Raw genomic sequence first — 17,330 nt, 5'->3', positions numbered from 1 at the left:
TTGTATTTTTCTTAAATTAAGGTGCAAATTTAAGCATTTGATTTTGAAGTTTAAATAGGAATAGAAATAAAAAGAGGCTATCCTTTTGAGATAGCCTCTTTTTTTATAATCAAACTAATTTTTTAATTAGTCTTTGTCGTCTAAATGGGTTTCATTTTCTAACAAATGCTTTATTTCTTCACCAAAATCATGATGTTCATCATCACCAAGTAGCGTACTAATTTCTATAACGCCATCTCCATCTGTATCAGTCAGTAGTCCTTGACCTGCAAGAGCAGTTATTCTGGCAATAACAGCATCTAATTGAATTTTTATATTTAGAGTCAAATCGGTTCCATTAACTGTAAAATCCTTTGATGCATCTAAAAAATCCATTTTCAAATCTGCTTCTTCACTACTAGAAACAACAAATTCAGTTCCATTAATAGTTCCTTTAATTAAGAAACTCTTTCCTAACATTTCGCCAGCTACAGTACTTGGTTCAAATTTGAATTTAATTTCTTCATATTTCGCATTTGGAATTTCTACCGAAGCAATTGTTTGGCTTAACGTAGTATTGTCATTCAATAAGTCCAATAAAAATGGCCCTACAAGTTTTAAATCTTCATGAATAGAGTCCTGTTCATGTCTGTCATCTTCTTCATCCGTTTCAAATTTAATTTTGCCAATATTCACTTTAAAATCAGTAATAACAACAATTGGTGTTGGTGTTGCTGAACGCGCTGTCAATGATGTTTTTCCAGTTGTGGCTACAGCCGATGCTTTCAATGTAACATTGCCACTTGAATTAGAATCTTGTGTGCAAGAAACTATCATCATGGCCAATACGACTAAAATTGTGATTTTCTTCATTTTTAGGTAAATTTAAGGGGGTTAATATTGTAGTAACGAACAACATTAATTTTTATTACATTCTCTCTGGAACATTAATCCCTAATAATCCAAATGAAGCAGCAATAGTATCTGCAACTTTTTTAGACAGTTGAACTCTAAATATTTTTTTGTTTAAATTTTCTTCTCCAAGGATAGGTACAGCTTGATAAAACGAGTTGTATTCTTTAACCAAATCATAGGTAAAATTTGCCAATAGAGCAGGACTATGATTTTGAGCTGCATTTTGTATAACTTCAGGGAACAATTCAATTTGTTTCAATAACTCTTTTTCTTTTTCGTGAAGTGTCATCTCATCATAGTTCAATAATAGCGCATAATCAAAATTAGCTTTACGAATAATGGATTGAATTCTGGCATAAGTATACTGAATAAAAGGCCCTGTATTTCCAGCAAAATCAACAGATTCCTCAGGATTAAAAAGAATTCGTTTTTTTGGATCTACTTTAAGAATATAATATTTCAAAGCACCGAGACCTATAGTGTTGTACAAAGTTTCTTTTTCTTCGGCAGAATAACTATCTAATTTACCTAAATCTTCAGCAATTTTTTGAGCAGTATCTGTCATTTCTTGCATTAAATCATCGGCATCAACAACAGTTCCTTCACGGCTTTTCATTTTCCCAGAAGGCAAATCAACCATTCCGTATGATAAATGATATAAGCTAGAAGCCCAGTCAAAACCTAATTTTTTCAGAATTAAAAACAATACTTTAAAGTGGTAATCTTGCTCATTCCCAACTGTATAAACCATTCCTCCTACATCAGGATAATCTTTTACACGCTGAATTGCAGTTCCAATATCCTGAGTCATATAAACTGCAGTTCCATCTGAACGCAATACAATTTTACGATCTAAGCCCTCGTCCGTCAAATCAATCCAAACAGAACCATCAGGATCTTTTTCAAAAATACCTTTTTCTAATCCAATTTGAACTACATCTTTACCTAACAAATAAGTGTTGCTTTCATAATAAAAACAGTCAAAATCAACTCCTAAATTTTTATAGGTTATTGCAAAACCATCATAAACCCATTGGTTCATCATTTTCCAAAGAGCAATAACGGCTTCATCACCCGCTTCCCATTTTAACAGCATTTCTTGAGCTTCTAAAATAATTGGTGCTTGTTTTTTAGCCTCTTCTTCTGATTTTCCTTCAGAAACTAATTGATTTATTTCCTCTTTATAGGCTTTGTCAAAAGCTACATAATAATTCCCAACTAGTTTATCCCCTTTTTGACCTGTTGATTCTGGAGTTTGTCCGTTACCAAATTTTTGCCAAGCTAACATTGACTTGCAAATATGGATTCCTCGGTCGTTTATAATTTGGGTTTTATATACTTTCTTACCAGAAGCTTTAATAATTTCAGCAACTGAATATCCTAACAAATTATTACGAACGTGACCTAAATGCAACGGCTTATTTGTGTTTGGAGAAGAATATTCAACCATAACTGCCTTATCATTTGGGTTAGGCGTAACAAATCCAAAACGGGTATCATCTTTAATTTTGCTAAAAAAATTAAAATAATAGGTATCCGAAATAACAATATTAAGAAAACCAGAAACAACATTAAAACGAGCTACTTCAGCTACATTTTCAACTAAATAATTTCCAATTTTATTTCCTAATTCTACTGGATTACTTTTGATAATTTTAAGTAAAGGGAAAATTACCATCGTAGTATCTCCCTCAAATTCCTTGCGTGTAACTTGGAATTCAACTTTATCTATTGTTACATCGAATAATTCGAGAACCGCTTTTTTTATATTAGGAATAAGAATTTCTTGAAGATTCATTTTTTTATTTATTGAGACGGCAAAGATAGTATTTAATTAGAATTTTTTTATTTATAAATACAATTCAAGTGTTGCCACTAAAATGTTTTTTTAAGTCCAAAAATCTAGAATAAAAAAAACATTAAAAATCATGCCTTACAGGTTTTAACAAAGGCTAGCATCTTGACTGATATTAAAGCTTTTGGTCTTGAATTATTGCCATATTTAATGTAAATTTGAATATTAATTTCATTTATGATGAAAAAAATCCTAATTGTTTTATTATTAGCATTTACAGTTAAAAACTATTCGCAAGGAATAACAGTAAATACTACATATACAGTAGATCAATTGATAAATAACATATTGATTAACTCTCCTTGTGTAACAATTAGTAATGTAAATTATAAAACAGGAGCACAATTTGGCTCTACAAATGGAATTGGTTATTTTGAAAATACTAATGATACCTTTCCTTTTTCAAGTGGGGTAGTTTTGACAACTGGTGACGCAACAAAAACTCCCAGCCCAAATTCCACAATATTAAGTGATGGAAATACCGCATGGGGTGGTGATACTGATTTAGAAACTAATTTACTTTCTCAATCTGGAATAGCAATTAACTCTATAAATGCAAGTTTTATAGAATTTGATTTCCAACCAAAAACATCAAATTTCAACTTCTCTTTTTTGTTCGCCTCCGAAGAATATGGTACTGCGCAATGCAATTTTTCAGACGCATTTGCATTCCTTTTGAAAGATGTTACAACGGGAAGTCCAACTCAAAACTTAGCCGTCATTCCCGCTACAAACTTACCCATCTCTGTAGAAACCATTAGAGATAGTGCTTACAATTCAGACTGCCCTTCAGCAAATCCAAAACTTTTTGGATCATTTAACGGTACTGGTTTTGGTCCTGCAATCAATTTTAATGGGCAAACTGTTGAAATGGTGGCCTCTGCAACTGGATTAGACACCAGTCACACCTACCATATAAAAATAGTTATTGCGGACGGAAATGACAATGTTGAATACGACTCCGCTATATTCTTAAAAGCTAATAGTTTTAATTTAGGCCAAAATGTTCTTGGACCTGACTATTCTATTGAAAATAATACAGCTATCTGCCCTGGAGATCCATTACCCATATTAACAACAGCAGGTTTAGATCCTTTGACAACTACTTTTGTATGGAAAAAAAACGGAGTAGCTTTTTCTCCAGCCGAAACTAGTTCAACATTAGACTTAAACCGCGTAGCTGCTTCAATTGGTCCAGGAATACACACTTTTAGCGTCACTTATATTCTTCCAGGTTGTTCAGGAATTACGGATGAAATTACAATAGAAATTTATCCTAAAATTGGCGCCATTACAACTGTACCTGATATTTACACCTGCGACATTGGTTTACCAACTTATAGTTTTGATTTAACAAAAAACACCTCCATTATAATGGCAGGGGCCAATCCAGCAACTAATACAGCTGGACTTTTAGATGATTTACCTCAAGGCACTACAATTACGTATTATTCATCCGAAATAGATGCAAAAAACAACAGTAATCCTTTAAGTAATCCGTACATTATTTCAAGTTCTGATTCCAGTAAGACTATTTGGATACGCATTCAAAGTCCCGCTTCACCATGTTATGAAACAAGATCATTTCAATTGTTTATTGTTCCACCACCTACAATAATGACAACGCCTAACGATTTAAATGCGTGCGCTAGAAATACGACGGAATCACCTCCAAAAGCAAATTTTGACTTAACAGATAACATCAATCAAATTTTAGGAAATCAAGATCCTTCCTATAATTTAATTAGTTTTCATCCCTCACAAACGGATGCAAATAATAACACCAATAAATTATTTCCAAATTCAAGTAATATTCTACTATCTTCTACTAGAACAATATGGGTACGATTAGCAAATAGTTCCGATAGCAGCTGTTTTGCGACGGTATCTTTTACCCTTACGGTTATTCCTATACCCGAAGTTGATATTTTAGAAGATGTTTTTGTGTGCGATTATTATATCCTGCCTCCATTATCAAAAGCGGGAGCTGAATATTGGACTGGACCAAATGGCACAGGAATCCAACATTATGCTGGAGATAAAATCGACACTTCAACTACTATATATGTTTTTAATCAATCAACAAATGGTGGATGTTCAAATGAAGATTCTTTCAAGGTTACTATTGTTAATGATTTAGATAGTCTCACACCTAAATCAGAAACATATTGTACGGAATATAAGCTTCCCATATTATCTTATGGAAAATATTTCACAAAAAGTGGTGGAACTAATACTCTAATAGAAATAGCTCCTGGAACTTTAATAACAAATACACAAACATTTTACATTTTGTATGTAGATACTACAAAAACTCCTGCCTGCGAAACTCAAAAGGAATTAAAAATCACTATAATCCCTTTTGAACCCTTAACTAACTTTGAAGATCAATTTGATTGTAATTCATATATTCTACCTAGCCTAACTTCTGGAGAATACAGAAACGCAGCTTCACGTGGTGGTGATAAAATACCACCCGGAACAATAATTTCAGCAACACAAACAATCTACGTTTACAAACAAAGTGGAACTAGTCCACTAAATTGTACTTCTGAAAAACAATTCACAGTTTTTATTGGACTTGCAAGCATTAATCCTCCTGTAGATACAGAATCGTGTTCATCTTATATTCTTCCTGATTTAGCTTTTGGAGAATACAGAACAGCTCCTGCTGGTGGAGGATCTTTAGTTCCTGAAGGGACAGTACTTAATGAAACAACTCAACTTTGGTTTTATATCCCAGGACAGATTTGCACCAATGACATATCGTTTACCATAACTATAAAAATCAAACCACTTCCTGTATTTGAAAACTCAACTCATTGCGATATTTATTATTTACCAACTGTAGCACACACTGGTAATTATTACACTGGTCCTTTAGGAACTGGCATAATACGAAAAGTTGGATATCCAATAACCAAAACACAAACTCTTTATTTTTATGACAAAGCCACTTCTGGTCCCTGTTACGTTCAAGCGAAATTTGTAATTACCATTTATAAATCCGCTCCTGTTGATGCTAAACCAAGAGAAGTTATTAAATGTGGCTCAAGTTATATATTAGATGATTTAAAAAAAGGAGAGTATTATGAGTTTCCAGGGGGCCCATCTCCTACTAATCCAATCCTTCGACCAGGGACAGTTTTGACATCATCAAAAACAATCTATGTATATGCAGCTCCTACTCTTCCTAACTACTGCGTATCAGAATACAGCATAGGTATAAACATCACTCTTGTCAATAAAATAAGTGACATCTATAGTTGCGACAGTTATACTTTACCTCCAATAATAGGTCAAGGTGATTATTATACAGCCTCAGGTGGACCACATGGCACTGGCACTAAAATAACCCCTCCTTATACAACCCCAATAACTACATCTACAACACTATATGTTTATGCCGAAGACAGTAGCAGAGTTAGCTGCAGTGATGAAGACACTTTTAATATAACTATATATAATTCCCCAAACATAGCATCCATTACACCAATAACCACCTGTACTGGTTATGAATTACCGCCATACACTTCACCGATAAGTCGTTATTTCACAAAATCTGGTGGTCCTGGAAATGGTAATGTTGAAAAATTCCCTGGAGATATAATAACATCTTCAACAACTATTTATGCCTATGCCGAAACAGGAACCTCAACAACTAAAATATGTACAGATGAAAAACCAATAAATATAACAATTCTTCCAAAACTAGCTCCAATATTTGATGTACCTCCTATTTGTACTGATTTCATAACAGGTGAAATTACAAATTCAGTAATTATTAGCGGTTATAGCCTTCCTCGATATGCAGTTGAGTGGAAAAAAGAAGACGGAACAATTGTAAGTACTTTAGATTATTTATCTACAAATGAGGCTGGAAATTACACCTTAACCGTTACTGATTTATTAATATCGGGATGTGTTTCTGATCCAATACCTTTTACAGTTATTCAATCTTCTAAACCTGATTCAGTAAGTTTTACAACCAGTGGCTGGTTTACTGATAGTCAAACTATTGTAGTTAATGCAGTACCAAATTTTGGCAACGGAAATAATTTCCTTTATTCATTGGATTCAAATACACCTCAAACTAGCAATACGTTTACCAATGTTAGCGCTGGAACTCACGAAATAACAATTAGTGATGCTAATGGTTGTAGTTCTGTTCTGAAAATAACACTAAAAACTATATATGCTCCAAAGTATTTTAGTCCAAATGGTGATGGGTTTAATGAAACATGGAATATAATGGGTCTTGGAGTTCAGGATAATCCTAAATTATATATTTTTGATCGGTATGGCAAATTTTTAAAACAACTTCAACCAGATGGACCAGGTTGGGACGGAATATATAATGGCCAACCATTGCCTGCGTCTGATTATTGGTTTACCTTAACTTATCAAGAAAATGGTGTTAGTAAAGAGTATAAATCTCACTTTTCTTTGATTCGATAATACCGCTACTTTTTAAGCAATAAAAAAACCGAAGCATAAAACTTCGGTTTTTTTTATATTAAATATTTCATGTCTTAATTTACCATTTTATAACAACACTACCCCAAGTAAATCCGCTACCAAATGCTGCTAAAACAACCGTGTCGCCAGACTTAATTTTACCTTGCTCCCAGGCTTCTGTTAAAGCAATTGGAATAGACGCAGCAGTTGTATTTCCATATTTCTGCACATTGTTATACACTTGGTCATCAGTTAATCCGAATTTTTTCTGAATGAATTGTGAAATTCTCAAATTCGCTTGGTGTGGAATCAACATATCAATATCTGAAACCTGTAAATTATTAGCATTTAATCCTTCATTAATTACTTCTGTAAAACGGACTACTGCGTTCTTAAACACAAATTGTCCATTCATATAAGGAAAATAACTTTCGTCATCTGGGTCATTATCCGCTAAAATATCAGTAACCCAACGTCCTCCCATTCCAGGTGCTTTCACAATTAATTCTTCGGCATGTTGCCCTTCAGAATGCAAATGTGTAGACAAAATTCCTTTGGTCAGATCCGTTTCTCTACTTAATACTGCAGCTCCTGCTCCATCACCAAAAATCACTGAAACACCTCTACCACGAGTTGTCATATCTAATCCTGTTGATTGTAATTCAGATCCAATTACCAAAACATTCTTATACATACCTGTTTTGATATATTGATCTGCAACCGATAAGGCATAAACAAACCCAGAACATTGATTTCTGACATCTAAAGCCCCAACAGTTTTCAGACCTAAATCCCGTTGTACTAAAACTCCTGGTCCTGGAAAATAATAATCAGGACTTAATGTAGCAAAAACAACAAAATCAATATCTTCTTTAGCAATTCCGGAACGTTCTATCGCAATTTTAGCTGCTTTAACTCCCATTGTAGTTGTGGTGTCTTCGCCTCTAATAATATGCCTACGTTCTTGAATTCCAGTTCGTTCTTGAATCCAAGCATCATTAGTGTCAATGATTTTAGATAAATCATCATTAGTAACAACATTTGAAGGAACATAAAACCCTAATCCTGAGATTTTTGAATGGTACATAATACTACTTATTTTTTAAAGTTTGGGGTGTAATTATAAACTTATGCTAAAAATTAAGTTTCTAATTTAATAATTTTTTCGATAACTTCATATTTTGACCAAGATAATTAGATTTGTAAGGACAAACTAATTTTGGTTTCAGGCTCCAAATCAGAAGCATTTTCGAAAAATAAAACCGTGTTTTCAAAAACAGATTCTATTAAATAATGCGTTCCTTTAAAATAGGATTGCTTTACTATTACGTTTAAAACTCCATTTTCATTTGCTTTCAATTGATGCGGATAAACTAAAATGGTTTTGTCTTCTTGTTCAGCACTATTCAATTGTGACAATTTCAATTCATTTATTTCGCCAAAAAGGGAAGCAACATATCTATCAGAAGGATTTTTAAATAATTCTTTTGGAGCATTTTTAGCCAAAATTTTTCCGTCTTTCATAACAATTGTTTCGTCCGAAAAGGACAAAGCATCCGTACTATCATGTGTGGCTATAATACAGGTTATTTGTTTTTCTTTTAAATATCGAAATAAATTTCTGCGCAAAGCATTCTTACGAAAAGTATCAATCTGGCTAAACGGTTCGTCTAACAACAGTATTTCTGGTTCTAAAGCTAAAACTCTTGCTAATGCAACTCGCTGTTGTTGTCCACCACTCAAATATTTAGCTTTTACTTTTGCAAATTCAGTCATTTCAACCATTTCCAAAAGTTCCTGAACTCGTGCCTTTTTTTTATCTCTATAAATATTCGACAAAAATTTACCTACATTTTCTTCCACAGAAATGTACGGCATCAAATCAAAATCCTGAGCTAAATATTTTATGTAATCTTCTCCGGGAATTAAATTGTATTTAGGCCCTAAAATAATCTTATCCTTATAACTAATGACTCCTTTATCAAGATCATATAATCCATAAATTAATTTCAAAAGAGTACTTTTTCCACATCCGCTTTCGCCAATTAAAGCAATGTTTTCACCTTTTTTAATAACAAAACTAACATCTTCAATAACGACATTATCTATGTATGTGAAGGAAATATTTTTTAATTCAAGCATTTCTAATATTTGAGAAATCAAATTTACAATGTTTAATTGAATTTAGAGAACAAAAAAAAGCTGCTTCATTTGAGCAGCTTTTTTTAATTCTAATGGCAAAATTAGTTTTTGACCTCACTTTTTGCATCTTGTATCATTTTTTCATTTGCAGTAATAGCAAATTCCACACGACGATTTTGACTTCTGCCTTCAGCAGTATCATTCGTTGCAATTGGATCTGCAATACCTAAACCTGTTTCGCTAAATCTAGAAGAAACCAATCCTTTCTTAACTAAATAATTTCGAACGGATGCGGCACGTTCGCCTGAAAGTTTCAAATTATATTCAGCAGAACCAGTGCTATCAGTATATCCATAAATAGTAATATTTGTATCTGGATATTCTTGAAAAACAGGAATTAGTTTATCTAAATTCGCTTTGGCTGTTGCAGTCAAAGTTGATTTATTAGTATCGAAACGTACTGCATTTTCATTCAAAACTAGTTTAATTCCTTCACCTACACGCACTACTTCAGCACCCGGAAGAACAGCGTCAATTTCTCGGGCTTGTTTGTCCATTTTGTTCCCAATAACACCTCCAACAACACCACCTACGGCACCACCTAAAACTGCACCAAGAGCTCCTTTTCCGCCTTTTCCAAGATTATTTCCTAGAATTCCACCTATAAGCGCACCACTTACCGCGCCTATTCCTGCGCCTTTTTGAGTATTATTAGCATTTTTCATAGATTCACAACCTGTGAATATTGATCCAATAAGCATTAATAATGCTATTGCAATTATTGAAATATTTTTCATGTCTTTTTATTTTATTAATTAACTTTTTGAAACTGATACACCACATCGGTCATTTTTCCTCCCACATCAATTCTATCAATCAGCTGAAAAGAAGTAGCTGTTTGATTCGCAACTGCAAGCACATAACCTTCTCTAACTTTTTTAGCTTTAATATCAGCGTCAAGAACTTTCAGTACAAATTGTCCTTCTTTGTTAATAAACCAAGTAATTGGTGAGCTAAATGCTGCACAACTCGGTTTTGTCAACGCCATATTTCCTTTGTTATTATTTGAAATGAAATTCCAAGTACTCCCTTCAAAACAACCAGAATCAGCAATTTGAAATGAATTTACTTTGATGTACTGTGAGCCTGGATAAGTCACAGCGCTTATTACCCAATTACCCTTCATGGCTACTTGAGCCTGTCTATCTGTATTAGTGCCTGTAATGGAGGTCGTTTTACAAGCAAAAAGCATCACAGATAATGCGATTAATAAAATGATTTTTTTCATTTTTAAATAGATTTAGAATTATAATCTTACAAATGTACTACACATAAAAAGGAAATTGTTTTAAAATTATGATTTTTTATTTTAAAATTAACAGTCGCGACAATTTGTCACTTTTAACAGAATTGGTATTCTATTTGAATAACCTGAAAACATCAAATTAAACTTAAATTTTTACAACCTATGACAACTGGTAAAATTAATGTTTCAGTAGAAAACATCTTTCCTTTAATCAAGAAATTCTTGTACAGCGATCACGAAATTTTCTTACGTGAGTTGATTTCAAATGGAACAGATGCAACACTAAAATTAAAACATTTAACGAGTATCGGCGAAGCCAAAGTAGAATATGGCAGCCCAATTATTGAAGTAAAAATCGATAAGGATGGTAAAAAATTACACATCATCGATCAAGGTTTAGGGATGACTGCGGATGAAGTGGAAAAATACATCAACCAAGTCGCTTTTTCAGGTGCAGAAGAATTTTTGGATAAATACAAAGATTCAGCCAAAGATTCAGGAATTATAGGTCATTTTGGTCTCGGTTTCTATTCTGCTTTTATGGTTGCCGAAAAAGTAGAAATTATTACTAAATCATTTAAAGACGAACCTGCTGCACACTGGACTTGTGATGGTAGCCCGGAGTTTACTTTGGAACCTGCTGACAAAACTTCTCGTGGAACAGAAATCATTTTACATATTGCAGAAGATTCTTTAGAGTTTTTGGAAGAATTCAAAATCAGAGAACTGTTAAATAAATACAATAAGTTCATGCCGATTCCAATTAAATTTGGAACCAAAAAAGAAATGCTTCCTAATCCTGAAGTTTCTGGAGAAGATGCACCAGAAGATACAAAAACTACAGAAATTGAAGTAGACAATATCATTAATAATCCTAATCCTGCGTGGACGAAACAGCCAACAGAATTATCTGACGAAGATTACAAAAAGTTTTATCACGAATTGTATCCAATGCAATTTGAGGAGCCTTTATTCCACATTCATTTAAATGTTGATTATCCATTTAATTTAACTGGAATTCTGTACTTCCCAAAATTGGGTTCTGATATGCAAATCCAAAAAGATAAAATCCAATTGTACCAAAATCAGGTATATGTAACAGATAATGTTGAAGGAATTGTACCTGAATTTTTAACAATGTTAAAAGGGGTGATTGATTCACCAGACATTCCTTTGAATGTATCTCGTTCTGGCTTACAAGCAGACGGTGCGGTTAAGAAAATTTCAAATTATATCACCCGTAAAGTTGCTGACAAACTTAAAGCATTATTCAACGAAAATCGTGAGGATTTTGAGAAAAAATGGAACGATATTAAAATTGTTCTTGAATACGGAATGCTTTCAGAAGATAAATTCTATGAAAAAGCAGGTGCTTTTGTTTTATATCCAACCGTTGATGACAAATACTTTACTCTTGAAGAATTAAAAGAAAATCTGAAAGAAAAGCAAACGGATAAAGATGGCAAATTAGTCGTTTTATATGCTGGAAACAAAGAAGCACAGCATTCTTATATTGAAATTGCAAAAGACAAAGGATACGAAGTATTATTACTTGATTCTCCAATAATTTCGCACTTAATTCAAAAAATTGAAAGCGATAATAGCGGACTGACTTTTGTTCGTGTAGATTCTGACCATATTGATAATTTAATCAAAAAAGAAGAAGCTACGATTTCAAAATTATCTGAAGAAGAAAAAACAAGCTTAAAAACCGTTTTAGAAACTATTGTGCCAAAACAGAACTACTCTGTACAACTTGAAGCTATGGATAGCCAAGCTGCTCCTTTCATTATAACGCAACCTGAATTTATGCGTAGAATGAAAGAAATGAGTCAATCTGGCGGCGGCGGAATGTTCGGAATGGGAAATATGCCTGAAATGTATAATTTAGTAGTAAATACTAATTCAGATTTAGCAACAACTATTCTTGCTACAGAAGACAAAACAGCTCAAGAAAGCTTAGTAAAACAAGCCTTAGACTTAGCAAAATTGTCACAGAACTTATTAAAAGGAGAAGCATTAACTGCTTTTGTAAAAAGAAGTTTTGAGATGATCAAATAGTTTAATCGATTAAACGCTTAACCCAAAAAGACCTGCGAGTAAAAACTTGCAGGTTTTTTTGTTTAAAAAAATAAAAAAATGAGCAAAGAATGCCGAACTTTGAACTGATAATTTAAAAAACTACCATGACGCTGCATATTGAAACTCCCGCATTACTTTTCTCGGCTACCTCGTTAATTTTGTTAGCCTACACCAATCGATTTTTGACTGTTGCTACTATTGTTAGAGGGCTAAAAAAAACATATAAAGAGAAAGAAAATAAAATGATTTTATTAGAAATCAAAAACCTAAACCTCCGATTAACGCTTATTCGCTACATGCAAATGGCTGGTGTAATGAGTTTATTTTTATCTGTTTTTACAATGCTTTTATTGTTTTTAGATCAACAATTATTTGGCATTTATCTCTTTGGTTTTAGCCTATTATCACTATTAATTTCATTAGGATTGTCCTTTTGGGAAATCAACATATCGGTTGATGCTCTGAGATTACATTTAAGTGATATTGTTGAAAAAGAGACCAAAGTTTAAAATGGGAAAAAACAATATATTAAAGGGCGTTTTTCTAGTAGGACTTGGCGCAACAAGCTATGGTATGTTAGCCACATTTGTAAAAATGGCTTATAATGAAGGGTTTTCAACCGCCGAAATAACCGTTTCTCAATTTGTATTGGGAATCCTTGGAATTAGTCTCATTAATGCTTTTCAAAAACTAAAAAAACAAAATACCGTAGTAAAAGCTTCCGGTAAAAATATATTTCAGCTGCTGCTTGCAGGAACTTCTTTAGGATTAACTAGTGTTTTTTATTATTTAACCGTAAGGTATATTCCGGTTTCAATCGCGATTGTTTTATTGATGCAAACGGTTTGGATTGGGGTTTTATTAGAAATGATTTTAGACAAAAGAATTCCTTCAACAAAAAAATTATTAGCTGTTTTAATCGTTTTAATTGGAACCTTATTAGCTACAAACATTCTAAAAACTAGTATTTCATTAGATTGGCGAGGTATTGTATTAGGACTTCTGTCCGCTACTTCATTTACTATAACTATGTTTACAGCAAATCGAGTAGCAATTCACATTTCATCTGCTCAACGTAGTTTATTTATGTTACTTGGCGGAGCAATCATAGTTTTTGTTTTTGCTTTTGTTACACAAACTACCCCTTTCAACTTTACAATTTTCATGAAATGGGGAATAATTCTTTCGCTTTTCGGAACTATAATTCCGCCGCTTTTAATGAATGCTGGATTTCCACATACAGGAATTGGATTAGGCAGTATTGTTTCGGCACTTGAGCTTCCAGTATCTGTATTAATGGCGTATTTTCTTTTAAATGAAACCGTCAATTTACTTCAATGGTTCGGAATATCCTTAATAATAACAGCTATTGTAATTATGAATTTTAATGTTAAAAAACAGTAATACGCTGTAAATCAATATTTTTAATTTACAATTCCCTTTTTTGTACTATTTTTCATAAATTCGTAGTAAATACATTTACTATGAGTTTACCTTTCGATTTATATGTGATGGCTTCGCTTTATTTTTTAGCTGGAATAAACCATTTCAGAAGCCCTCGCCTATACAAAAAAATCATTCCTCCTTACTTTCCAAATCCAAAACTATTAAATATCATAAGCGGACTTGCTGAAATTAGTTTAGCTGTTTTATTATGCATTCCTTTTTATACAAAATATGCCGCTTGGGGAATTATAGCGCTTTTGATTGCGGTTTTTCCAGCTCACATCCATATGTATAGAGATAAAAAAGCAAGTCTTGGTTTGCCAAAATGGATTTTAATTTTACGAATGGCATTACAATTTGTGCTCATTTACTGGTCATTTCATTATACACTTTTAAATATGTAATCTTGAACTTCTAATCTAAAAAATCTCAATTATGAAAAAATTATTAGCAGAATTTTTCGGAACGTATTGGCTTGTATTTGGCGGTTGTGGCAGTGCTATTTTTGCTGCTGGAATTCCTGATTTAGGAATTGGTTTCGCTGGAGTTTCACTTGCATTTGGTCTAACCGTGCTAACTATGGCGTATGCCGTCGGGCATATTTCTGGAGGACATTTCAATCCTGCAGTTTCTTTTGGATTATGGGCAGGAGGAAGATTTTCAGCCAAAGAATTACTTCCCTACATTATTGCTCAATGTATCGGAGCGATTGCAGCAGCAGGAACTTTATATACAATTGCTTCTGGAAAAGCAGGTTTTATTATTGATGCTACAAAAGCTGGAGCATTTGCGTCTAATGGCTTTGGTGCTTTTTCACCAAATGGATACTCTATACAAGCCGCCTTCCTTGCTGAATTTGTTTTGACATTATTCTTTTTATTAGTAATCCTTGGGGCAACAGACAAATTTGCAAATGGAAAATTTGCAGGAGTTGCAATTGGCTTAGCGTTAACTTTAATCCACTTAATCAGCATTCCTATTACTAACACATCTGTAAATCCAGCTCGATCATTATCACAAGCTTTATTTGTAGGTGGAGAACCTTTATCTCAGGTATGGTTGTTTTGGGTTGCACCTATTTTAGGAGCAATTGTTGCTGGATTTATTTATAAAAATTTATTGCAAGACCATTCTAATGCGTAACTAATCCGTATTTAATTTATCTTAAAGAGAAAAATAGAATTTAAAAGTTTTATTTTTCTCTTTATTTTTACACAATGAATCTACTCTTCCAACAAGAACCAATTGTACTCGATTTGCCTGACGCAGAAATCATTTACTATCCACATTTTATGGATACAATTGAAGCAGATGCTATTTTTTCTGAATTGAAAAACACTATTCCGTGGCAACAAGATGAAATTAGAGTTTTCGGTAAGATCCATCAACAACCCAGATTAACTGCTTTGTATGGAAATAAAAACAAAACATATTCCTATTCTAATATTACAATGTCACCTAATCCTTGGATTCCAATTTTAGAAAAAATTAAACTTGAAATCGAAAAAGTTTGTCCAACAGAATTTACGACGGTCTTACTAAACTATTATCGAGATGGAAAAGACAGTAATGGCTGGCACGCTGATGATGAAAAAGAATTAGGCATAAATCCAATTATAGCCTCAATGAGCTTTGGCGCCACAAGAAATTTTCAATTAAAACACAATTCGAATACAGGAATTAAAAAAAATATTCTTTTAGAACACGGTAGTTTATTAATAATGAAGGGAACTACACAACAGTATTGGAAACATCAAATTCCAAAAACAGCTAAACCAATAGGCCCGAGAATTAATCTCACCTTTCGTATTATCAAATAAGTTTTACGAACCTAAAAATCATTAAATTTGGAATAAATACATCATATATGAATGAAATTATTTCTTATTTTTCGTCAATTCCTTCCTCTCATAGAAGTTTAATTTTAGTGGCTGGCATTACTATTTTTTGGCTTATAGAAAATGCCTTTCCTCTTTTTAAATTTAATTATAAAAAATGGCATCATGCAGGAATTAACTTTTTTCTCACTTTTACAACTATAATAGTCAACTTCTGTCTGGCTTTTATTTTATTAAAAACAGCTAATTGGTGTACTACAAATCATTTTGGCGTTTTACAATGGCTCCCAAAAATGCCAAATTGGCTTTATTTGATTATTGGATTAGCACTATTAGACTTAATAGGCGCTTATTTAGTTCATTTAATAGAACACAAAATAAAATTTTTATGGTCTTTTCACTTGATTCACCATAGTGATACTTGGATCGATACTACAACTGCAAACAGACATCATCCTGGCGAAAGTGTAATCCGATTTGTATTTACATCTTTGGGAGTTTTAATAGTAGGAAGTCCTATGTGGATGGTTTTTTTGTATCAGACTCTGTCCGTTATTGCCACTCAATTTAATCATGCAAACCTATCGATTCCAAAAAAATTAGATGTTTTTTTAAGCTATTTTATAGTTTCCCCTGATATGCATAAAGTGCATCATCATTATGTTTTACCATATACAGATAGTAATTATGGAAACATTTTTTCTGTTTGGGATCGTTTATTTGGAACTTTTAGGACGATGCCAAGAGAAGAAATAATTTACGGAATAGACACCCACATGAAACCTGAAGAACACAATCAATTAAAAAACTTATTAAAAATACCATTTCAAAAATAGTGTCTCAACTCAAACAACTAAAAATCAATAAAAAAAATTCTCTTTTGAGAAAAAGTAATAATTTTTTTTATTAATATTGGTATATATTAAAAAACCAAATTTACTAATTGTTAACACCTTATTTGAATTAATTTTCACGTGATGAAAAAGAGTAACCGCAAAGAATTAAACTGGGAAGAGACAGAGAAACTCGTTACATTGGCCCTAGAAGAAAGAAATCCTTTTGAAATTATCAAAAAAGAATTTGGTTTAGCCGAAAAAGAAGTTTTAGAAATAATGAAAAAGAAGATGCCAGCAGAAAAATTTGAAATGTGGAAAAAGAAAGCTACAGCAAATAAACCAAAACCAAAACCTCTTAAAATTGACGATTTTGATGAAGATTTAGATGGTAAATATTATATAAAAAACAAACTAGATTAACATAATAAACTCCTGAATACCAGGAGTTTTTTTTATTCCTTACATTTATATTA

Annotated in this window: 15 protein-coding genes; 9 read left to right on the top strand and 6 right to left on the bottom strand. The window is 32.6% G+C overall.

Translation table 11 applies throughout. From position 1 onward, the window contains the following. Positions 1-126: 126 nt before the first annotated feature. On the bottom strand, positions 127-852 hold the full coding sequence (locus tag C8C88_RS09130; protein WP_121337788.1) for a DUF4382 domain-containing protein: 726 nt from the start codon (positions 850-852) through the stop codon (positions 127-129). A gap of 55 nt (positions 853-907) precedes the next feature. Further along, positions 908-2,692, bottom strand: coding sequence for an arginine--tRNA ligase (gene argS / locus C8C88_RS09125; RefSeq protein WP_121337787.1), 1,785 nt, complete (start codon positions 2,690-2,692; stop codon positions 908-910). A 237-nt stretch (positions 2,693-2,929) separates the two neighbouring features. Here argS and C8C88_RS09120 point away from each other — a divergent pair, with 237 nt between their 5' ends. Then, positions 2,930-7,207 (top strand): T9SS type B sorting domain-containing protein, encoded by a 4,278-nt coding sequence (locus tag C8C88_RS09120; protein WP_158588989.1) that lies wholly within the window; start codon positions 2,930-2,932, stop codon positions 7,205-7,207. 79 nt (positions 7,208-7,286) lie between these two features. Here the strand turns inward: C8C88_RS09120 and C8C88_RS09115 are convergent, their stop codons facing one another. The 4 genes from C8C88_RS09115 to C8C88_RS09100 form a co-directional block, all read right to left on the bottom strand. Next, on the bottom strand, positions 7,287-8,294 hold the full coding sequence (locus C8C88_RS09115) for a 3-oxoacyl-ACP synthase III family protein (RefSeq protein WP_121337785.1): 1,008 nt from the start codon (positions 8,292-8,294) through the stop codon (positions 7,287-7,289). 107 nt (positions 8,295-8,401) lie between these two features. Then, entirely contained in the window at positions 8,402-9,349 is a 948-nt protein-coding gene (locus C8C88_RS09110; protein WP_121337784.1) for an ABC transporter ATP-binding protein, read from the bottom strand. A gap of 101 nt (positions 9,350-9,450) precedes the next feature. Then, positions 9,451-10,146: an OmpA family protein gene (locus C8C88_RS09105; RefSeq protein ID WP_121337783.1), complete on the bottom strand. Its 696-nt coding sequence runs from the start codon at positions 10,144-10,146 to the stop codon at positions 9,451-9,453. Positions 10,147-10,160: 14 nt separating this feature from the next. Beyond that, positions 10,161-10,637 carry a lipocalin family protein gene (locus C8C88_RS09100; protein WP_121337782.1) on the bottom strand — a complete coding sequence of 159 codons (477 nt, stop codon included), beginning with the start codon at positions 10,635-10,637 and terminating at the stop codon, positions 10,161-10,163. Positions 10,638-10,817: 180 nt separating this feature from the next. On the opposite strand from C8C88_RS09100, the gene htpG reads away from it, so the two are divergent. The 8 genes from htpG (at position 10,818) to C8C88_RS09060 (ending at position 17,277) form a co-directional block, all read left to right on the top strand. Then, positions 10,818-12,716 (top strand): molecular chaperone HtpG, encoded by a 1,899-nt coding sequence (gene htpG, locus C8C88_RS09095; protein WP_121337781.1) that lies wholly within the window; start codon positions 10,818-10,820, stop codon positions 12,714-12,716. A gap of 125 nt (positions 12,717-12,841) precedes the next feature. Continuing rightward, the gene (locus tag C8C88_RS09090; RefSeq protein ID WP_121337780.1) at positions 12,842-13,246 is read left to right on the top strand and encodes a DUF2721 domain-containing protein; all 405 of its coding nucleotides are present in this window, start codon (positions 12,842-12,844) and stop codon (positions 13,244-13,246) included. Between the two features lies 1 nt (position 13,247). Next, the gene (locus C8C88_RS09085; protein ID WP_121337779.1) at positions 13,248-14,141 is read left to right on the top strand and encodes a DMT family transporter; all 894 of its coding nucleotides are present in this window, start codon (positions 13,248-13,250) and stop codon (positions 14,139-14,141) included. Between the two features lie 80 nt (positions 14,142-14,221). After that, positions 14,222-14,587, top strand: coding sequence for a MauE/DoxX family redox-associated membrane protein (locus C8C88_RS09080; RefSeq protein WP_121337778.1), 366 nt, complete (start codon positions 14,222-14,224; stop codon positions 14,585-14,587). Between the two features lie 31 nt (positions 14,588-14,618). Further along, the gene (gene aqpZ / locus C8C88_RS09075) at positions 14,619-15,326 is read left to right on the top strand and encodes an aquaporin Z (protein WP_121337777.1); all 708 of its coding nucleotides are present in this window, start codon (positions 14,619-14,621) and stop codon (positions 15,324-15,326) included. Between the two features lie 74 nt (positions 15,327-15,400). Next, on the top strand, positions 15,401-16,003 hold the full coding sequence (locus C8C88_RS09070) for an alpha-ketoglutarate-dependent dioxygenase AlkB (protein WP_121337776.1): 603 nt from the start codon (positions 15,401-15,403) through the stop codon (positions 16,001-16,003). Positions 16,004-16,050: 47 nt separating this feature from the next. Beyond that, a complete protein-coding gene (locus C8C88_RS09065) occupies positions 16,051-16,857 on the top strand; it encodes a sterol desaturase family protein (protein WP_121337775.1) in 807 nt (268 codons plus the stop codon). Positions 16,858-16,998: 141 nt separating this feature from the next. Continuing rightward, complete coding sequence (locus tag C8C88_RS09060; RefSeq protein WP_121337774.1) at positions 16,999-17,277, top strand: TIGR03643 family protein; 279 nt, start codon at positions 16,999-17,001, stop codon at positions 17,275-17,277. The last annotated feature ends 53 nt before the right edge of the window (positions 17,278-17,330 follow it).

This window comes from Flavobacterium sp. 123, assembly GCF_003634825.1.
In the GTDB taxonomy this organism is placed as follows: Bacteria; Bacteroidota; Bacteroidia; order Flavobacteriales; family Flavobacteriaceae; genus Flavobacterium.
The sequence above is the reverse complement of the archived record's forward strand: the minus strand, read 5'-3'. Positions and strand labels throughout refer to the sequence as shown.

What these genes read in the sequence shown, in the direction of transcription:
- C8C88_RS09130 (WP_121337788.1), bottom strand. Translation starts at nt 852, where the DNA reads ATGAAGAAAATCACAATTTTAGTCGTATTGGCCATGATGATAGTTTCT.
- argS (WP_121337787.1), bottom strand. Translation starts at nt 2,692, where the DNA reads ATGAATCTTCAAGAAATTCTTATTCCTAATATAAAAAAAGCGGTTCTC.
- C8C88_RS09120 (WP_158588989.1), top strand. Translation starts at nt 2,930, where the DNA reads ATGAAAAAAATCCTAATTGTTTTATTATTAGCATTTACAGTTAAAAAC.
- C8C88_RS09115 (WP_121337785.1), bottom strand. Translation starts at nt 8,294, where the DNA reads ATGTACCATTCAAAAATCTCAGGATTAGGGTTTTATGTTCCTTCAAAT.
- C8C88_RS09110 (WP_121337784.1), bottom strand. Translation starts at nt 9,349, where the DNA reads ATGCTTGAATTAAAAAATATTTCCTTCACATACATAGATAATGTCGTT.
- C8C88_RS09105 (WP_121337783.1), bottom strand. Translation starts at nt 10,146, where the DNA reads ATGAAAAATATTTCAATAATTGCAATAGCATTATTAATGCTTATTGGA.
- C8C88_RS09100 (WP_121337782.1), bottom strand. Translation starts at nt 10,637, where the DNA reads ATGAAAAAAATCATTTTATTAATCGCATTATCTGTGATGCTTTTTGCT.
- htpG (WP_121337781.1), top strand. Translation starts at nt 10,818, where the DNA reads ATGACAACTGGTAAAATTAATGTTTCAGTAGAAAACATCTTTCCTTTA.
- C8C88_RS09090 (WP_121337780.1), top strand. Translation starts at nt 12,842, where the DNA reads ATGACGCTGCATATTGAAACTCCCGCATTACTTTTCTCGGCTACCTCG.
- C8C88_RS09085 (WP_121337779.1), top strand. Translation starts at nt 13,248, where the DNA reads ATGGGAAAAAACAATATATTAAAGGGCGTTTTTCTAGTAGGACTTGGC.
- C8C88_RS09080 (WP_121337778.1), top strand. Translation starts at nt 14,222, where the DNA reads ATGAGTTTACCTTTCGATTTATATGTGATGGCTTCGCTTTATTTTTTA.
- aqpZ (WP_121337777.1), top strand. Translation starts at nt 14,619, where the DNA reads ATGAAAAAATTATTAGCAGAATTTTTCGGAACGTATTGGCTTGTATTT.
- C8C88_RS09070 (WP_121337776.1), top strand. Translation starts at nt 15,401, where the DNA reads ATGAATCTACTCTTCCAACAAGAACCAATTGTACTCGATTTGCCTGAC.
- C8C88_RS09065 (WP_121337775.1), top strand. Translation starts at nt 16,051, where the DNA reads ATGAATGAAATTATTTCTTATTTTTCGTCAATTCCTTCCTCTCATAGA.
- C8C88_RS09060 (WP_121337774.1), top strand. Translation starts at nt 16,999, where the DNA reads ATGAAAAAGAGTAACCGCAAAGAATTAAACTGGGAAGAGACAGAGAAA.